This is a genomic window from Acidobacteriota bacterium (assembly GCA_016700075.1).
GTDB lineage: Bacteria > Acidobacteriota > Blastocatellia > Pyrinomonadales > Pyrinomonadaceae > OLB17.
In genome coordinates this window covers 3,204,399-3,223,820 of sequence record CP065000.1, presented here as the reverse complement: position 1 = coordinate 3,223,820, position 19,422 = coordinate 3,204,399, and the positions used below count along the sequence as shown (strand labels likewise).

The window sequence follows — 19,422 nt, the reverse complement described above, 5'->3', positions numbered from 1 at the left end:
CTCAGGCTTTCAAAGCCACTTCCCGAGCAGCGGCGAAGCCGTTCGATGTCGCGGCCTTTCGCATTTCCTTTTCGAGCTTCTTGATCTTGACCAGATGCCCGGGATTGAACGGCAGCGACGGATAGAAGCAGTTCGATTCGTGCGTGCAGTGGCAGCCGTTCGCCACTTCTTTACGGCGAGCCTTCATCAGATCGGTGTTCCAAGCAGCCTGAAAATCCCAGTCGTAATCACGCAGATTCAGCACCTCGGTCTTGGTTTCGCACGACGACAGATCGCCCGTATCGTAAATGACCGCACCGGCACTGCCTGCGTAGCACTTCAACTGAGCCTTGTCCTCGGCTTTCGTCTTTGCGATGACATCGTGCATGTAGATATCGACCGCGGCTTTGAAAATGCCGGACTTGCCGCCGTAGTGGTTCTTCAATGCCGCAGAACGCGTGTCCTCAAGTATCATCTGCGAGAGCTGCTCGTAACGCTTATGGTCGAAATTCAGCTCGTTCGGGTCCGCAGACGGCGGTCGGATGTAGTTGATGTTCACCTTGTCCGGCTTGAGGTCGTATTTCAGGAAATCGTACCAATCAAATATCGTATCTTCGTTCGAGTGCATCACGCAGGTGCAGGTCTGAATATCTAGCTGAGGATACTGCTCGCGTTTCATCTGCTGCAGAGTACGTGCGGTGTGAATGGCCTTGTCCCAACTTCCGTCTTTGCGGCGGATCTTTTCGTGCGCCTCTTTCATGCCGTCGATGCCGAGAGCGACCGAGACATTCAGATTCGGACATTCGTCCATGATGCGTGCGACATCCGGGAATATACGCTGATGGATCTGGCCGTTAGACATCAGATAAACGCTGTCGAGCTTGTTGTTCTCGTAGAAAGCACGAACGATCTCCGGCAGGTCCTTTCTAGTGAAAGGCTCGCCGCCCGCGAGCACCAGAACGCCCAGATTTCCGCCCAGAGTTTCCGATATCTTGGCGATCTCATCGGATTTCATCTGCTGTTTCTTGCGCCCGCGGTCGTCAAGCTCCTCGGTGAAAAAACAATGCGTGCACCGCATGTCGCAGACGCTCGTTACTAGTATGTTCAAAAATACCGGCGAGATCGGCCGGCCCACGAATATGCTCGCGTATCGCTTAAATATCTCTTTTGTCGCAAAATCCATTATTATTCCCTCGCCGCGGCAGTTTCTTTCGCAGCTCTATCGGCACAATTCGCCATCTAAAATGTATCGTATTCAAAGCACTTTCAGCAATGTAATACAACAGTTAAGATGTTGATATGTTCCGCCGCGTTTATCTCGATAATAGTGCCACGACGCCCGTCGATCCGCGGGTCGTAGAGGCGATGATGCCTTTTCTGACGGAAAGCTACGGAAATACGTCCAGTATTCACTATTTCGGCCAGGAAGCACGCACCGCCGTGGACGCCGCTCGGCAATCGGTCGCCCGCCTGATAAACGCTCGGCCGAATGAGGTTATTTTTACGTCAGGCGGTACGGAAAGCAACAATCTCGCCATTCGCGGCCTCGTCGAAGCAAACGAACACTACGGCCGCCATATCGTCACCTCCAATATCGAACATTCGGCGGTCAAGAACGTCTGCGCCGACCTTGAAAAACGCGGGTACGAGGTCACTTATGTTCCAGTCTGCCCGGAGGGCATTGTCAGCGTTGATGACATCCGTTCGGCCATTCGTGATGAAACGGTTCTGATAACCGTAATGACCGCAAATAACGAGATCGGCACACTGCAGCCCGTCGCAGAGATCGGCTCGTTGGTCAAAGAACTTCGAGATTCCGGCCGAAAGATATGGTTCCATACCGACGCGGTTCAGGCTGTCGGCAAGATCCCAGTTGACGTAAATGTGATCGGCTGCGATCTGGTTTCGCTTTCGGGGCACAAGCTTTACGCTCCCAAAGGCATCGGTGCGCTCTATATCAAGCGTTCCGTCCGCCTGCATCCGCAGAATATCGGCGGACATCAGGAACGTAACCGCCGCGGCGGGACCGAAAGCGTCCCGTTGATCGCTGCGCTGGGAAAGGCATTTGAACTCGCAGCCGCGGAAATGGAAAACGAAGCGGTACGGCAAAAACATCTCCGTGATGATCTGGAAAACCGCCTCGCCGACGCCGTGCCGAATATCATTTTCAACGGCAACCGGGATCAACGCATCCCGAATATTTCGAACATCTCGTTCCTAGGCACCGAAGGCGAGGCATTGCTGATCAATCTCGATATGCAGGGTGTCGCCGTCTCGACGGGTTCGGCCTGTTCATCGGGAACGCTCGAACCGTCGCCGGTTATCCGAGCTTTGAACGAAGACGACAACCGTGCTCGTTCGGCTCTTCGGATCAGCCTCGGGCGTTTTAACACCTCTGCAGACATCGACCGCATTGTTGAGGTGCTTCCCGCAGCGGTCGAGACGCTTCGCAAACTCGGAAGTTCCGCATAAAAAAAAGGAGCCCCGCCGGTTCCCCGACGAGGCCCACATTCCTCCCGGTGGGAGGTCAGATACTAGTCGCTGACGATGATGCCTTCACGGCTGTTGTTGTCCGTGCAGCCTTTCGAATCGCTGACGATGATGCCGTCACTGACGATGATCCCTTCGATGTAGCGGATGACCGAGCGAAGGAAATCCGAAACGATGATGCCACCGTTCTCTTTCGACTGGCAGCCTTTCTTAGCGTCGCTGACGATGATGCCGTCGCTGACGATGATACCTGCGTTTGCGAAGGTAGCCGTGAAGCCCATAACGAGTGCCAAGGTGATCGTGGTGATTGTCTTTTTCATTTTATTCTCCTCTCCAAAAGGTTATTTTTAGTAGATCTGAAGCCTTATTGCTTCGTTTCGCCCTTCTATATGTCAAGGAGCGTGCCACGGCGTCCCACAACGAAAAGAAAAATTACAACCTATTTGTTTTCAACAGTTTACCGAACGCCAAAATCGAGATTGAAAACAATTTCGGCCGTGCGCAAAAGTGTATACAGCTTATACACTTCGTCGCACCATATTCAGTAACCTGTTTATTTTCAATGCTTTCGTGATTTGGATACAAAGTATGCACGCAGTAAATGGATACTTCGTACACAGTTGGCAGGCGGAAATGCGGCGATTATACTGTTGTTTACAGTTTTTTCGAGGTATCTATGAACCAGACCATTCGCAAGTTTGCAGCTCTTCTTGTACTTACGGCTTTTTCATTTTCGGCGGTCCCTGCACAGCAGAAACTGAAATATCCTGACGCGAAACGCGTCGATCAGGTCGATGACTTTCACGGAACGAAGGTCGCTGACCCTTACCGCTGGCTGGAAGACACAGCATCTGCCGAAACCCAGCAGTGGATCGAAGCGCAGAATAAGCTGACAGACTCGTATTTAGCCGCGATCCCGCAGCGGGCAAAGATCCGCGAGCGTCTGACAGAGATATGGAATTACGAGCGCATCTCTGCCCCGACAAAGATCGCCGAAGGTTTTTACCTTTACTCGCGTAACGACGGTTTACAGAACCAGAGCGTTCTATATCGTGCCTCTTCGATCAAGGATGAGGGTAAGATCTTTTTTGACCCGAACAAGCTCTCGACCGACGGCACAGCCGCTTTGAGTGGTTCGTCGTTTACGGACGACGGCAAACTGTGGGCATACGGCATCTCGCGTTCGGGATCTGACCGGACGGAGTGGCGGATAATGAATACCGACACCGGCGAGTACCTTTCAGATACCCTTCCGCCAAACCGGCAGGGCGGTGTTTCTTGGGCAAAGGATAACTCCGGTTTCTATTACCAACGCTATCCGGCACCGGAGTCCGGAGCGGAACTTCGTGCCGCTAATCGCTTCCCAAAGATATATTTCCACAAACTCGGCACGCCCATCTCTGAAGATAAGGTCATTTACGAGCGTAATGACGACGGCGAACTGACGTCCGGCGGTACCGTTACGGAGGACGGTAAGTACTATGTGATCTCCACCTCGAAAGGCACCCAGCGGATGAACGAGGTTCATTTCAAGGACCTTACGCGTCCCGATTCGCCGGTCGTTCCCCTGATCAGCGAGCGTACGAACAGCTGGGGCTTTGTCGGCAATGATGGTCCCGTATTTTACTTTCGCACAGATAAGGATGCGGAACGCGGGAAGTTCGTTAGCGTTAACGTCCTGGCCCGAGATCGCATTTGGAAAGATGTAATACCACAATCGACATACACGCTGAACAGCGTGCAGATGATCAACAACCAATTCGTGGCGAACTACCTGAAGGACGCTTACACGAACATCAAGATCTACGACAAAAGCGGTAAGCATGTTCGCGACGTAGAACTGCCGGGCATCGGTTCGGCAGGCGGCTTTGGCGGCAAGCAGGATGCGACCGAAACCTTCTACAGCTTTTCCAGCTTCAATGCACCGGCAACCATCTATCACTACGATATGAAGGCCGGCAAGAGCACTGTCTTTCGCACATCGCCGGTGAAATTTGACGGCTCGAAATACGAGGTGAAACAGGTCTTTTTCAACAGCAAGGACGGCACGCGTGTCCCGATGTTCATTGCCCACAAGAAGGGTCTTAAGCTCGACGGCAGCAACCCGACGATCCTTTACGGCTACGGCGGATTCAACATTTCGCAGACACCCGGCTTCTCGGTCTCTCGAGCCGTCTGGATGGAAATGGGCGGGATCTTTGCCCTCGCAAACATCCGCGGCGGTGCCGAATACGGTAAAGAATGGTGGGCAAACGGTGCGGTCTTGAAAAAGCAGAACACCTTTGACGACTTCATCGCGGCGGCGGAGTTTCTGATCGACAAAAAGTACACGAGCACGCCGAAACTCGCCATTCAGGGCGGTTCGAACGGCGGGCTGCTCGTCGGAGCGGTGCTGAATCAGCGGCCCGACCTTTTCGGTGCGGCATTGCCGGCGGTCGGAGTGATGGACATGGTCAGATTTACCGAATTCACCGTCGGTGCGTTCTGGAAATCTGATTACGGAGACCCGAAAAAGCCGGACGAGTTCAAAGTTCTCTACGCCTATTCGCCGCTGCACAATGCGAAACCGGGCACAAAATATCCGGCAACGCTTGTGACCACGGCCGATACCGACGACCGCGTCTTCCCTGCCCACAGCTTTAAGTATGCGGCTGCGATGCAATACGCTCAGGCCGGCGACGCTCCGATACTTATCCGCATTGAAACAAAGGCCGGACACGGTGCCGGCAAACCGGTTTCAAAGCAGATCGAAGAACAGACCGACATCTTCGGATTCCTGTTCAAGAACCTGAAAATGAAATAGCCAAGCGGGCTTTCACGTGCGACACGAACAATTATGAGACAAAATAGGATCGACGTCATACTGCGCCCTGTGAACAAGTTCATCGCCAATGAAACGGCGGGCGGCATCGTACTGTTTTCTGCCGCCGTGCTTGCGATGATCGTCGCAAATACGCCGTTACACGAGTTCTATCATGAGCTGTGGAAATACAAATTCACGATTGGCTTCCCGCCTGACTTTCAGATCTCCAAGTCGCTCCATCACTGGATCAACGACGGGCTCATGTCGGTCTTTTTCTTCGTTGTCGGCCTCGAACTAAAACGCGAGATCATCGGCGGCGAGCTTTCCAACGCGAAGAAGGCGGCTTTACCTCTTGCAGCAGCCGCAGGCGGCATGATCGTGCCGGCGCTGATCTATTTTGGATTTAATGCAGGCACAGACAGCGTTTCGGGCTGGGGCATCCCGATGGCGACGGACATCGCTTTCGCGCTCGGAATTCTTTATCTCCTCGGCAAACGTGTCCCGCTTGCCTTGAAGGTGTTCCTGACCGCACTTGCCATCGGCGACGATATCGGAGCGGTTCTCGTGATCGCGTTCTTTTACACGTCGGACATCTCGCTGTTCAGCCTTGGGCTAGGCAGCGTATTCATGGCGGTGCTGATAGGAGCGAATCTGCTCGGCGTGCGTTCGCCTGTTTTCTACGGCATCGTCGGTATAGGCGGTTTGTGGCTGGCGTTTCTGTTGTCGGGCGTTCACGCGACGATCGCAGGCGTGCTGGCTGCGTTGACCATTCCGGCGACGGTAAGGATCGACGCAAGGAGCTTTCTGACAAATCTCCGCAAGGAGGCAGATCATTTTGAACACGCGGAAGAAGGGCCGAAGGACCTCATCAGCCCCGACCAGCTTCATGCCATCGACAGCATCCGCAAATACACGAACGCCGTCGATACGCCGCTGCAGCGGCTCGAACACGGGATGCACCCGCTGGTCGCTTTCGTCGTACTTCCGATCTTCGCGTTTGCGAACGCCGGCATAACGATGACCGCAGACCTCTTTCAGCAGATCGCGAGTCCCGTGACTTTGGGCGTATGGTTCGGCCTGACATTCGGTAAGACCATCGGGATCGCGATATTCAGTAAACTCGCGGTCTGGCTGAAGATCGCCGAACTTCCTGAGGGCGTGACGTGGAGAAAGATCTACGCCGTATCGCTGCTGGCATCGATCGGATTTACGATGTCGATATTCATCACGGAACTCGCGTTTACGAATCCTGATCACATTCTGCAGGCGAAACTCGGCATCTTTATCGCGTCCGGCATCGGCGGTGTATTGGGCTATCTGATCCTTCGTATGGGCAGCCCGCTCCCCGCGAATGGCAACGGCAACGGCGACGGCGAGAGTTAGCGATGGCAGAAACGCCCGAACAACGTGAAACTCGGCAGCGGGCCTTTCTCGATGCTCTCATCGAAAAGGTCCGCGGCCAGCTTGACGACACCGACGGCATCTCCGCTCCCGTAAAACCCGACAACGCCATCGGCCGTCTTTCGCGGCTCGACGCCATGCAACAGCAGCAAATGCAGCTCGCCATCCGCCGCCAGCGTCAGGAATACCTCGAACGCCTAAAGTCCGCTCTCCGCCTCGTTGATAAAGGCCGCTTCGGCATCTGCCGCATCTGTGGCGACGACATTCCCGACGAACGCCTGGAGATCATCCCCGACACCGAAATGTGCACCCCCTGCCTCCGCGACCTGCAAGAGAATTGAGCGACCAGGATCGGAACTCGATATAAAAATAAAAGGCCCGGGTGTTTCCACGCGGGCCAAGGTTACCGTTACCGGCAGAGCCTACGAAATACTTCTTGTTATGAGAAGTAACGTATTCTCTTATCTACTAAACAAGCAGTATGGTATATTAACAGAACTCAAAATGCAAGCACTTAGAGAGATTTCCATGACATCCTCAAAAATGGTTCTTGGCCTTGATCTCGGCGTTACTTCAGTTGGATGGGCGTTGCTGCGCATGCAGTGCGATGAGCACGGAAAGCCTACTCGAAATGACGACGGTCAGATCACCGCAGAAATCGTCGACTGCGGTGTCCGCATCTTTCCTACAACAACTGAAGCAAAAACAAATGAACCGAAGAATCGGGCTCGACGGATGAATCGAGGACAACGAAGGCTTGTGCGACGAAAAGCAATGCGGCGAGACGACCTTCGGTCGCTTCTTTGTGAAAATGGTTTGTTGCCGACAATTGACGCGGCAAAGTCGGAACATATTTTTACAACGCTCGGCGATCCTTATGAGCTAAGAGTGCGAGCTTTGAACGAAAAGCTTGAGCCGTTCCAAATAGGACGGGCACTTTATCATTTGTCTAAACGCCGTGGTTTTCTTAGCAACAGAAAAACGGGTGAAAGCGGCGACGACGGCAAGGTTCTCGGAGGCATTAAGGCAGTCCGCGAGGCTCTTGAACGCGATGGTCACCCGTCAGTCGGTTCATATTTGGCAGCACAGCCAAAAAAGCGCGGATATTTCACTCACCGCACAATGTCGGAGCACGAATTTGAATCCATTTGGTCTGCTCAGTCTGTTCATTACCCCGCGATCCTGAATGATCAGCTTAAGGCAAAGATCAAGAACATCATTTTCTACCAGCGTCCGCCGAAATCGCAGCGGGGTCTGATCGGAAAATGCACCTTTGAGCCTGACAAGAAGCGCTGTGATCTGGCACGGCAGGAAGCACAGCGTATTCGTTATTGGCAGGACATTAACAATCTTCAACTTCAGGACCCCGAATCTCTAAATTGGCGTCCGCTGACTGACGAAGAGAAGCTGCGGCTTGCCGACGAGCTCGAACGGAACGAAGTAATAAAGTACGACAAGCTCCGCAAGCTTTTGAAGATCGGCGACGATGTCCGCATCAATCTTCAAGCCAATGACAAGAAGATAAAAGGCAATACGACGGCTTACTATTTTCGCAATGCTCTTAAAAAGACTTCGAAACCTTGGGACTCGTTCAATGAGGAAGAGCAAAACCGTCTTGTCGAGGAGCTATTCCGGATCGAGAATGAAATTGCCCTCGACGGTCGATTGAAAGAATTTTGGGGATTTGATGACGAAGCCGTTGCCAAGCTTCGCAGCGTTTGGCACAAGCTCGAAGACGGCTACAGCCGTCTTTCGCTTAAGGCTATTCGCAAGGTTTTGCCGCTTATGATGATCGGCAAACGATATGACGAAGCTGTGACCGCTATCTACGGCGATCATCGCAAGGTTTTTGGCAGTGAAGAATATCTCAAACTGGAAATGCCGCCGAAGGATCTACGCAATCCTGTCGTTTACAAGGCTCTCTGCGAAACGCGAAAGGTTGTTAACGCCATTATCCGAACATACGGCCTTCCCAACGAGATCCGCGTCGAGATGGCTCGTGACCTCAAGCTTACCGCGCTTCAAAAAGAGGCTGCCATGAAACAGCAGAACGCGAACAAAAAGGCGAATGAGAGAGCCGAAGCGTTCTTTAAGGAAAAATTCGGTCTTGAGAACATTTCCGGCACGGACAAGCTAAAGTTTCGGCTGTGGGAAGAATCCGGCGGACATTGTCCTTATACCGGCAAAGAGATCCCACCCGAGACTCTGTTGGATGACGGCCTTGTAGACCTCGAACATATCATTCCCTATTCACGGTGTTTCGACGATTCGTATATGAACAAAACCATCTGCGATGCGAAGTTCAACCGTGAGGTTAAAAAGAATCGGGCACCGGGCGAAATATACGACCGCGAGAGCCAGCAGTTCTTCGAATTGATGGAACGCGTAAAGGACTTGCCGGGCGGAAAACGCCGTAAATTTGAAATGACGCGTGACGAGATCGAGCATCCCGAAAAATACAACAAGCAGAACAATGATTGGGCCGGACGTCTGCTTTCTGACACGCGATACATTTGCCGCGAGGTTCGCGGATACCTTCGCCAGCTTTACCCTTACAGTCCCGATGAATCGAAATATGTTCAGGTAGTCGCGGGCGGAGCAACGGCAAATCTACGCCACGTTTGGCATGTGAATGCCATTCTTTCCGATGGCGATATCGACGTAAAGAACCGATGGGATCACCGGCATCACGCAATTGATGCCATCGTGGTTGCTCTTGTCGACCGAGGGCTTTATCAATACATCTCGCATCTGGCGGGACGCAACCGCGAGCTGATGAAACGAAAACTTTCGGGCTTTAGCGAGCCATGGCCGGGATTTCTGGACGATGTGAACGAAGCGACCCAGAAGATTATCGTTTCGCATGCTCCGGCGCGACGTGTTCGCGGCCAGCTTCTCGAAGACACAGCCTACGGTGCGACGGCAGAGCCCGGCATTTACGTTGTCAGAAAGTCGCTTGAGGGCATCACGGCCCCTCAGGTGGAAAAGATAGTCGATCCGGTGGTGAAACAATTGGTCAAAGACCGATTGGATCTGTTCGAGGGCGACACAAAGAAAGCTTTTGCTGAGCCGCTGTTTCACAAAGACGGCAAGACGCAGATCAAGACCGTTCGCACATTCGTCGCAATGTCATCGGAGACTGTCGTCGGAATTAAGAATGCGGATGGGAGCGAATACAAATACTATCCGGTCGCGGGCAATCACCATGTCGATATATTCGAGAACACGGACAGCGGCGAAAGAAAGGCCGTGCTGGTCCCGCGATTTCACGCGGCTCAACGCAGTTGGAAGCCGCACGATCTCGGCTCCGATTGGAACAAAATGTTCTCGCTATGCAGCAATGACACCGTTGAGTTTCGTGGAGATGATGGCGAATTGCGGTTTTATAGGATTCAAAAGATGTCGGGCGGCGGAACGGTCGTCATAATTGCACGCCCGATAACGGACTCACGAGCCGAATATGTGACCGGTGTAGTGAAACAGCTGCAGGGCGCGAACTTAAAGCGGATAATTCGGAAAGTTGATGTCGATCCGATCGGCAGAGTGACAAAGGCAGGCGATTAGTTGAAAATTTCGGCGGTTCGCTTGTCTCAAGGAGGACAAATGATAAAGCGAACCGTTGAGATATCGACCACCGGCTGTTTTGTGCATTCCCGCAACCGCCAGCTTGTAATTGAAAAGGACGGGGCAAAGATCGGCAGCGTTCCGGTCGAGGACCTCGGTGTTCTGATCTTCGACAGTCAGGACTTGACCGTCTCCAGCGGCGTGATGCGGCTGCTTGCCGAACAGAACGTGGCGGTCGTTTTTACCGACGACAAGCATCTACCTTCATCGGTCACGGTACCTTTCAGCGGCCATACCATACAAACCAAGGTCCTGAGCTCGCAGGTCGGCATCTCGCAGCCCGCAAAGAAAAGACTGTGGTCCGCGATCATTGCGGCAAAGATACAAAATCAATCAAAGGTCCTTGATTCGCTGCTCAAAGGCGGCACACGGCTCAGCGAGATGTCCAAACGCGTCCGCAGCGGCGATCCTGATAATCTGGAGGCACAGGCGGCCAGGATATATTGGCAAAAGCTTTTCGGCCCGGAATTTCGCCGCGAGAGGTTTGGCGATGGTGAGAATAAGCTGCTCAACTACGGCTACGCGGTTATCCGTGCTTCGGTCGCACGGGCACTCGTGGGAACGGGGCTTCATCCCGGTCTCGGCATAAAACATTCCAATCAATACAACACATTTCCGCTTGCTGATGACGTGATCGAACCGTTAAGGCCGTTTGTCGATCTGCGTGTGCACTGCATTTCCAGCGAACAGCGGCCCTATGACGACGGATCGGAAAGGATATTGGACCTCGGCCGCCCGACAAAGCAGGACCTGCTCAAACTACTGGGCGAAGACTGCAGCTTTGGCGGCAGAAGGCTCCCGATGCTGACGGCGATCTCTTACTATGCCGCGTCAATTAAACAGGTCATCACGGGCGAGGCCGAACGCCCGACAATACCGACGCTATGAGAATTTTTGGAGGGCTCGACACTGTGTGGATGGTTGTAATGTTCGATCTCCCGACCGAAACAAAGCTTGACCGCAAGCGTTACGCCCGGTTTCGCAAGATGCTTCTCGACGACGGCTTTATGATGCTGCAGTTCTCGGTTTACGGGCGTCACTGCCCCAGCGAGGAGAACGCAAATGTGCATGAAAAGCGTGTTATAATGTCCCTACCGGAAAAAGGAAACGTTCGGATCCTCAGGGTTACCGAAAAACAATATGCACGAATGCAGACATTTTACGGAAAACGCCCCCGAAAGACTGAGGAACCGCCGCTTCAGCTCAGTTTTTTCTGAACCGAAACGGCGGTATCTTCATTTCTCTCTGTCAGTTGCGGCCGACGTAGTTTAGCAGATAAGAGAATCGGAACAACTCACAACGCAACGTGTGCGGCCTTACTTGGCTACAAGTTTAGCAGATAAGAGAATCGGAACAACTCACAACCCTAGTGTTTGTTTGATTCGATATCTAATAGTTTAGCAGATAAGAGAATCGGAACAACTCACAACACGCCGTCCGCAATAATGTCGCCGTCAAAAGTTTAGCAGATAAGAGAATCGGAACAACTCACAACTCCGGCAGCGTCAGGCGAACGACTTCACGGAGTTTAGCAGATAAGAGAATCGGAACAACTCACAACGCAACTCATCACGCCAAACACGAGCCATTAAGTTTAGCAGATAAGAGAATCGGAACAACTCACAACACAAAAGCAATTGCTTCAGCACTTTTGGCAAGTTTAGCAGATAAGAGAATCGGAACAACTCACAACGCACACAGCGTATGTAAACACAAAGGATGAGTTTAGCAGATAAGAGAATCGGAACAACTCACAACATCTTGAACGCGAATAGGACGTTCGGCACCAGTTTAGCAGATAAGAGAATCGGAACAACTCACAACACACACGGTTTTATAAAAAAACGAAGTAAAAGTTTAGCAGATAAGAGAATCGGAACAACTCACAACGCCCTTTAATCGTTCGAGTTCTGTTTTGAGTTTAGCAGATAAGAGAATCGGAACAACTCACAACAGACTTTTGTGCATCCACGCCACGGATTGAAGTTTAGCAGATAAGAGAATCGGAACAACTCACAACGCCGCCGCCGTGTCAAATGTCGCCTTTGCGAGTTTAGCAGATAAGAGAATCGGAACAACTCACAACTCGAGACGTTCCGCTTCACGCTGTGCTTGAAGTTTAGCAGATAAGAGAATCGGAACAACTCACAACCGTCGATGAACCTTGATGAAGGAGCGTTCAGTTTAGCAGATAAGAGAATCGGAACAACTCACAACAAACGAAAATTGAGATGCAACTGTTCGAAGTTTAGCAGATAAGAGAATCGGAACAACTCACAACTTGAATTATTATTTGCTTGCGATCCCCGTAAGTTTAGCAGATAAGAGAATCGGAACAACTCACAACTCAGGTTTGGAAAGATGCTCGCCAGCCGCCAGTTTAGCAGATAAGAGAATCGGAACAACTCACAACCCCTTATATGCGTGAAGTAGCGGATGACCAGTTTAGCAGATAAGAGAATCGGAACAACTCACAACTTCCTCCGGCAAGCTGCCGCAGTCTGGCATAGTTTAGCAGATAAGAGAATCGGAACAACTCACAACACTGGAAAAGAAGGATATCGTCGCGGCGATAGTTTAGCAGATAAGAGAATCGGAACAACTCACAACCTCCGGACTCGGAAGTAGCTTCATCACCAAGTTTAGCAGATAAGAGAATCGGAACAACTCACAACTTGCGTCTATGCGGGCCCATCTGCATAGCCAGTTTAGCAGATAAGAGAATCGGAACAACTCACAACGGACGCGATTGCGAACGAATGGAGCGACCAGTTTAGCAGATAAGAGAATCGGAACAACTCACAACCGTATCGAGCGGCACCAATCAGGGTGCATCAGTTTAGCAGATAAGAGAATCGGAACAACTCACAACCGCTTGCCTACTTTCCATAATTGCCGCAAAGTTTAGCAGATAAGAGAATCGGAACAACTCACAACGCGGGCAGGGCTTGGATGCGTTAGACAGCAAGTTTAGCAGATAAGAGAATCGGAACAACTCACAACTGCGCAAGACCAACCGCCTCGCGGCGTTCAAGTTTAGCAGATAAGAGAATCGGAACAACTCACAACATAACCGCCGCCGAGTTCATTGCGAAGCAAGTTTAGCAGATAAGAGAATCGGAACAACTCACAACACTCAAGGTCCGCACCGAACGACACTGCTAGTTTAGCAGATAAGAGAATCGGAACAACTCACAACGGAATGGACTGTTATTAACAGCAAATGGCAAGTTTAGCAGATAAGAGAATCGGAACAACTCACAACCCAAATAAAAGCTGCTTCATTCGCTGCTGTAGTTTAGCAGATAAGAGAATCGGAACAACTCACGTCGGCTCGGATCAAGGCCCCAAGGGCCATTGTCCGAGCCGGCTGCGTTGCCGCCGCGGTGAATAAGGTGGACGATCTTGACGCATTTCGACGCCCACGCCCAAAAAGCGATCCAATTTCACGCAAAAGCCCGTGTTTACGGGCTTTTTGTTGTTTTGGCCGTGATTTGGGGCGGCAGAAAGGCGTTGCGTGATAGCGAAAAGGCGTTGCGTGAAGGCGAGAAGGCGTTGCGTGAAGGCGAAAAGGCGTCGCGTGATAGCGAATAAGCGTTGCGTGATAGCGAAAAGGCGTTGCGTGATAGCGAAAAGGCGTTGCGTGATAGCGAAAAGGCGTTGCGTGATAGCGAAAAGGCGTCGCGTGAAGGCGGACGGGCGTTGCGTGATGATGAAAAGGCGTCGCGTGATAGCGTCAAGGTGTCGCGTGATGATGAAAAGGCGTCGAGTGATCGCGACACCGTGCGGCGTAATAGAGCCTCGGCGTCGAGAAATTGTGCGGGCGTAAAGAAAAAGTGTTGCAATCCGCCGCGAAATTGTGTTAACTTTCGAATTCTCAGAACAGAAACGATCGGAAATTGCTCGTGTGAAGGCGCTCTGCGTCGGCGCGGAGTGGTTTTGCCCGTTTGAAATGTTCTGAGGCTCGGGCAAATCTGCTTCTAAGGTGTTTTGTTCGCAAAACTCCCAAAGCCGCACTTGAACTCCCAAACATCGCAAAAATTTCTTGTCGTTCTCTGTCGCTGAAATGTCGGCGGTAGATGCTAGACGCCCACGCGGTGTCTATCCTGCCGCCGGCAGAGATCAAAACTTTGGAGGGACGACACATGATACCGTCAGATAAATGGTTTCCGACAAATTGGGCAGACAGGGTGGCTTGGTACAACACGTTCGCGACGGCGTTTGCGACGCTGTATTCGGCTCTCGGTTTTGCAAACGCGGATCTGCAGCAGGTGCAGGACGACAACGCGATGATGCAGTTCCTGGGCGACAATCTGGAGACGATAGAGAATTACGCAGATGCCGCCCGCGCGTTTCGGCGTGTCGTGACGGAAGGCGACGTCAACGGTACGACGCCGGATTTTCCGACTATAGGCAATATTCAGCCCGGCACGCCTGTGCCGCAGGGCATTTATGAGCGGCTGGACACGCTGGTGAAACGCATTCGCCTGTCGCCCGGCTATACTGACGAAGAAGGCGAGGCACTCGGGATCATTCCGAAAAAAGCGCAAAGCATATCGCCCGACAACGCACAGCCGACGCTTTCCGCGACAACGGATCCGGGCAATGTCATCTTCGTCAAATTTAAGAAAGGGCGGTTCTCGGGCGTTTCGCTGCAGACGTCGGTCGATAAAGGCAACTGGCAGGATCAGGGGCGCTTTACGCGTTCGCCCATCGAAATAACCATACCGCAAAATCAGGACGAGCTGCCGCGTATGGTCGCTCTGCGTGCCAGATATCTCGTCGGCGACAACGCCGTCGGCGAATGGTCCGATACCGTGACCGTGCAGACAACACCGTAAGATCGAGTGGAGAGTGGAGAGAGGCCCGCGGGAAGCGGGCTTTTTTATGGCGTCCCCAACGGGGACAACGAAAATAGCCTGGGGTAAGACCGAAGGCCGCAACCCCAGGTTGTTGCGTTAGAACGGATCCGACCCTGAAGGGGTCGAACGGTTCGCCGGCATTGTTGCTCCCCTTGAAAGAGCGAAATAAATGATCGCGGCCTTTCCACGGGTTTACACCCGTGGCTACATTCTGACGTCCGCTACGCGGACCCGGCAAAGTAGCAGGCTGGCAGACTGCGGTCCGACGAAGTAGCAGGCTGGCAGCCTGCGGTCCGACGAAGTTGCAGGCTGGCAGCCTGCGGTCCGACGAAGTTGCAGGCTGGCAGACTGCGGTCCGACGAAGTTGCAGGCTGGCAGCCTGCGGTCCGACGAAGTTGCAGGCTGGCAGCCTGCGGTCCGGCAAAGTAGCAGGCTGGCAGACTGCGGTCCGACTCTCCACTCTCTACCCTTCACTCTTACCTATGAAATGTGCAGAATTCTTTCGGCTCGGTGCCGGGTTTGTAGGTGCGGGATTCTTTGTCGCGGCAGTTCACGGTCGCTCGCATGCCTGTGAGGAAGCAGACGCTGACGGTGACGCCGGGCTGCTCGTTGTCGTCGGGTTCGGGCGTGGGCGGCGGCGTGCGGCCTTCGCTGGCGTCCTGCCAGGATTGCGTGATGGGCGTGGCTGTCGCGTCCGGGTTCGGTATCGGGACATTGCCGACCTCGTCTACGGGCAACAGTGAGCGGTTCGGAACGGTGCCTGCGATGAAAAGCTCGATACGGCGAAATTCCGCAGGGACGTTCGTCACGAAAACCTCGACCGGCGGCGTCGGTTCGGGATCGAGGTACTGTTGAAGTTCCGGATCGATGCTCGGCGAAGGCAGCGGCGTGGCGTCGGGCGTGGGCGTCGCGTCGAGTTCGCGAATGAGCGATCCGTTGCGGATGTCGATCTCGGCCTTGCGGACGTTGGCGGGCATCGTCCAGTCGCCGTTGTAGTCAGGATGCAGCCGGACGGCCTCTTTCATAAAATCCGCCCATATCGGCATCGCCGAATCGGAGCCTTTCAACCCGAGGTCGTCGCCGTTATCAAAACCGACGTAAACCACGCAGACGATCTCAGGCGTGAATCCCGCGAACCAGCCGTCACGCGACGTGCCGGTCTTGCCTGCAAAGGCACGCTTCCCGGCCTCATTGCGAAAGCCCCATCCGCCGAGCTGTGCCGCGGTGCCGCGGTTGATCACGTCCTTCATCATGTCGTTCATGATGTAGGCAACATCGGGCCGGACGACGTTCTTTTTGTCAGGCATCACCTGATTGACCGTGCGGCCGTCGCCGGAAGCGACGCGCGTGATCGGCATCGGTGCGGTGCGGTCGCCGAGATTTGCGAATGTGGTATAGCCCGTCGCGACCTGCAGCGGCGTCGCCTCTGCGGTGCCGAGAGCCATCGAGGGATACGCCTTTTCGACCTTCGGCAGGCCCGCCTTTGCGGCGAGGTTCATCACGCGGCCGATGTTTAGCTGCATCGCCACATCGACGGCGATGACATTCTTGCTCTTGACCAATGCATCGCGGAGCGTTGTGTCCTGATTCGAGAAAAAGTCGCCGAAATTCCCCGGCGAATAAGAATCGTTGCCGAAGGTGAACGTCTTCTTTTCGTCCTTGAAAATGCTCGCCGCCGTAAACTGCCGAGTGCTGGAATCGTATGCCGAGTTGATCGCCGCTAGATAAACGAACGGTTTGAATACAGAGCCGGGCTGTCGCTGCGCATCGGTCGCACGGTTGAACTGATTTTCCAGGTAATCACGCCCGCCGATCATCGCCACGATCTCGCCGGTCTTTGGTTTGATCGCGACGAGCGAGGCATTGAGCCCGGTCTTTTTGGGAAATTTCTTGTCGAGAGCGGTCAGGCGTTTTGCGACCGTTTCGTAAGCGATACGCTGCAGGTCGGGGTCGATCGACGTGTAAACACGCAGATGCTGGAGAGCTTCGGGATCATTGACGACCTTTGGGACCTGATCGACGACGTACTGCGAAAAATACGGCATTCCCTGCAGGTCGCGCGTGTTTGAAATTTGTTTCAGGACGATCTCGGCCTTGCGTGCCTCTGCAAACTCAGCCTGCGATATCTCGCCGGCCTCGAGCATATCCGAAAGCACCTGATTGCGTCGTTCTTTAGCTTTGTCGGGATATTTGTACGGCGTGTAGCGATTCGGGCTGCGAATAACGCCCGCGATGAACGCCGCCTCAGGCAGCGTCAGTTGCGATACGTCTTTGCCGAAATAAGCGTTCGCCGCTTCGCCGACCCCGTAGATCGCCACGCCCGTCTGCTGGCCGAGATAGATCTGATTTGCGTAGAGCGTAAAGATCTCCTGCTTCGACAGCCGCGTCTCCAGAATGAGAGACATGTAGGCTTCGGTGACCTTTCGCTCGATGGTCTGGTCACGTGTCAGCAGAAGATTTTTCACAAGCTGCTGCGTGATGGACGAGCCGCCCTGATTTGCGACCGGCGAAGCTTCGTCGCCCTCATAACGCCGCCACAACGCCCGCGCAATGCCTCGGAAATTGACGCCGTAATGTTCAAAGAACGCCCGATCCTCGGTAGTGATGATCGCCTTTACAAGATGCGGCGGCAGATCATTGAACGTAACGGTCTTTCGCCGGCCGTCGCCTTCGGCCGCGATGGAACTGAGAATTTTCGGCTCCACTAGCACCTCGCGGATCTGCTGGCCGCTGTCGCGGTCGCCGATAGCCTCGACGCTTTTCTGGTCCTTGGTGAATTTTACGGAAACTGCGGGGAAAGCCTTCTTACCGTCGATGATCGCGGTCAGGCCGGGCTCGATGCCGACCACGTCGCCGTCGATCGCATAGCGGCTTCTGGAGGCGTCCGCTTTGTCGTTTCGTTCTATATAGCCTGCCGATCTTAAGTAGTCGATCAGTTCGTTCTTTGAGATGGTTTCGCCGACACGCAGCGTTTTCGGTGCGGAGTAGATTCCCGCCGTTGCCGTGAAGACGTCGCCTGCCAGCAGCCTGCGGTCGATGCGGTCAGAGAATTCGAACCAGAAATACGCGAGCGTCAAAAATATGCCGAGGCCAAGAAACAGTACCGCCGACACCGTCCACACATTGAATACGGTTCGGTGAAACCGCTGCCAACGCGTCGGCGGCGGTGCCTTGTAAGCAACGCCGCGGCGGGAACGCACCCAGCCTCTGGGCGGCAATTTTGATCTGCCTGATTTTACGATGTTTTGATCTGGCATCTTCCGGGGGCGGCGGAACAGCAGGAGAGAAATGACGAGCGGCCCTGTCGGGCCTCAAACTAGAATTCTATAGACACCGCTCCCTTGCTGTCCAGCAATTTATCGCCTTTAATTGAACTGTGAAAGTTATCGTCACAGGCGGCAGCGGCTATCTGGGCACGCATTTGGTCAGGCATTTCGGTGCTGACGACCTTTCGCGGCGTTCGGGACGCGACGTACTATACGAAACTGATTGTTCCATTGCCGCAGAGTACGACGTCGTCATTCATCTTGCTGCCGAGATGGATCGAAACCCCGAAAATGCCGACTCCATCTTTCGCACGAACACCGAAGGAGCCGTTAACGTGCTGATGCATATGCGTGAGAATGCTGTGTTCATCTTCGCATCTACAAAGGACGTTTACGGGCGTTTCGCCGACAATTTCGACGCTGTTCCCGAGACATGCCCGACCGCATACGCCGGCCAGTCACCGCTTGAATGGTCAAAGCTCATCGCCGAACGCTACGTCGAATATTACACGCATCAGCTCAATATCCGTTCCTGCATCTTCCGGCTTTCGACCATTTACGCCCCGAATTCCGAAGGCAATCTGCCGAATTTCGTCGGCCATTACGCACGTCAGATAAATATGGGTGAACGCATTCGCCTGCCAGGCGGCGGGCGGCCGCGGCGAGACATTTTGCATGTAAATGATCTTGCTTCAGCTTGCGAGGCGTTTACGGATTCGGCAATACGCCATGGACTTTACAACATCGGCGGCGGCCGTGCGAATGCACTTACGCTCGGTGAACTCGTCGCTAAAATGGAGGAAGTTTCGGGCCTTGAGGCATTGATCGATGAAGAAAACCCTCTGCCCGACCCCGTTCCAATGAACTACGTCACGGACATCACGCTTGCGGATCACGAACTCGGCTGGCGCCCGAAGATCGGTCTTGAAGATGGATTACAGACACTTTTTTAACGCAAAGACGCAAATGGCCTTTGACCCAACCCTTTCCGTCTTCG

Annotated in this window: 14 protein-coding genes and 1 CRISPR repeat array; of the genes, 11 read left to right on the top strand and 3 right to left on the bottom strand. The window is 53.5% G+C overall.

What is annotated here, in order from left to right:
* Position 1: 1 nt before the first annotated feature.
* Entirely contained in the window at positions 2-1,162 is a 1,161-nt protein-coding gene (locus IPM50_14625) for a radical SAM protein (protein ID QQS32868.1), read from the bottom strand.
* A 116-nt stretch (positions 1,163-1,278) separates the two neighbouring features.
* Here IPM50_14625 and IPM50_14620 point away from each other — a divergent pair, with 116 nt between their 5' ends.
* Positions 1,279-2,451, top strand: a complete 1,173-nt coding sequence (locus IPM50_14620) for a cysteine desulfurase (GenBank protein ID QQS32867.1) — start codon at positions 1,279-1,281, stop codon at positions 2,449-2,451.
* A 62-nt stretch (positions 2,452-2,513) separates the two neighbouring features.
* Here IPM50_14620 and IPM50_14615 read toward each other — a convergent pair whose 3' ends face one another.
* Positions 2,514-2,789, bottom strand: coding sequence for a hypothetical protein (locus tag IPM50_14615; protein ID QQS32866.1), 276 nt, complete (start codon positions 2,787-2,789; stop codon positions 2,514-2,516).
* A 356-nt stretch (positions 2,790-3,145) separates the two neighbouring features.
* On the opposite strand from IPM50_14615, the gene IPM50_14610 reads away from it, so the two are divergent.
* The 9 genes from IPM50_14610 to IPM50_14570 all read left to right on the top strand — a co-directional run bounded on the left by IPM50_14610 (position 3,146) and on the right by IPM50_14570 (position 15,138).
* Entirely contained in the window at positions 3,146-5,272 is a 2,127-nt protein-coding gene (locus IPM50_14610; GenBank protein QQS32865.1) for a S9 family peptidase, read from the top strand.
* Between the two features lie 33 nt (positions 5,273-5,305).
* Positions 5,306-6,655: a Na+/H+ antiporter NhaA gene (gene nhaA, locus IPM50_14605; protein ID QQS32864.1), complete on the top strand. Its 1,350-nt coding sequence runs from the start codon at positions 5,306-5,308 to the stop codon at positions 6,653-6,655.
* Between the two features lie 2 nt (positions 6,656-6,657).
* A complete protein-coding gene (locus tag IPM50_14600; GenBank protein QQS32863.1) occupies positions 6,658-7,014 on the top strand; it encodes a TraR/DksA C4-type zinc finger protein in 357 nt (118 codons plus the stop codon).
* Positions 7,015-7,201: 187 nt separating this feature from the next.
* The gene (gene cas9 / locus IPM50_14595; protein ID QQS32862.1) at positions 7,202-10,237 is read left to right on the top strand and encodes a type II CRISPR RNA-guided endonuclease Cas9; all 3,036 of its coding nucleotides are present in this window, start codon (positions 7,202-7,204) and stop codon (positions 10,235-10,237) included.
* A gap of 39 nt (positions 10,238-10,276) precedes the next feature.
* Entirely contained in the window at positions 10,277-11,185 is a 909-nt protein-coding gene (gene cas1 / locus IPM50_14590) for a type II CRISPR-associated endonuclease Cas1 (GenBank protein QQS32861.1), read from the top strand.
* Positions 11,182-11,514, top strand: coding sequence for a CRISPR-associated endonuclease Cas2 (gene cas2, locus IPM50_14585; protein ID QQS32860.1), 333 nt, complete (start codon positions 11,182-11,184; stop codon positions 11,512-11,514). The genes cas1 and cas2 overlap by 4 nt, the downstream gene beginning before the upstream one ends.
* A 48-nt stretch (positions 11,515-11,562) precedes the next feature.
* A CRISPR array of direct repeats spans positions 11,563-13,628; the repeat unit is 36 nt; unit sequence AGTTTAGCAGATAAGAGAATCGGAACAACTCACAAC.
* 74 nt (positions 13,629-13,702) lie between these two features.
* A complete protein-coding gene (locus IPM50_14580; GenBank protein QQS32859.1) occupies positions 13,703-13,891 on the top strand; it encodes a hypothetical protein in 189 nt (62 codons plus the stop codon).
* 3 nt (positions 13,892-13,894) lie between these two features.
* Positions 13,895-14,248, top strand: a complete 354-nt coding sequence (locus tag IPM50_14575; protein QQS32858.1) for a hypothetical protein — start codon at positions 13,895-13,897, stop codon at positions 14,246-14,248.
* A 128-nt stretch (positions 14,249-14,376) separates the two neighbouring features.
* Positions 14,377-15,138: a hypothetical protein gene (locus tag IPM50_14570; protein QQS32857.1), complete on the top strand. Its 762-nt coding sequence runs from the start codon at positions 14,377-14,379 to the stop codon at positions 15,136-15,138.
* Between the two features lie 497 nt (positions 15,139-15,635).
* On the opposite strand, the gene IPM50_14565 is transcribed toward IPM50_14570, so the two are convergent.
* Positions 15,636-18,416: a PBP1A family penicillin-binding protein gene (locus IPM50_14565; GenBank protein ID QQS32856.1), complete on the bottom strand. Its 2,781-nt coding sequence runs from the start codon at positions 18,414-18,416 to the stop codon at positions 15,636-15,638.
* Positions 18,417-18,535: 119 nt separating this feature from the next.
* On the opposite strand from IPM50_14565, the gene IPM50_14560 reads away from it, so the two are divergent.
* Positions 18,536-19,378 carry an NAD(P)-dependent oxidoreductase gene (locus tag IPM50_14560; GenBank protein ID QQS32855.1) on the top strand — a complete coding sequence of 281 codons (843 nt, stop codon included), beginning with the start codon at positions 18,536-18,538 and terminating at the stop codon, positions 19,376-19,378.
* The last annotated feature ends 44 nt before the right edge of the window (positions 19,379-19,422 follow it).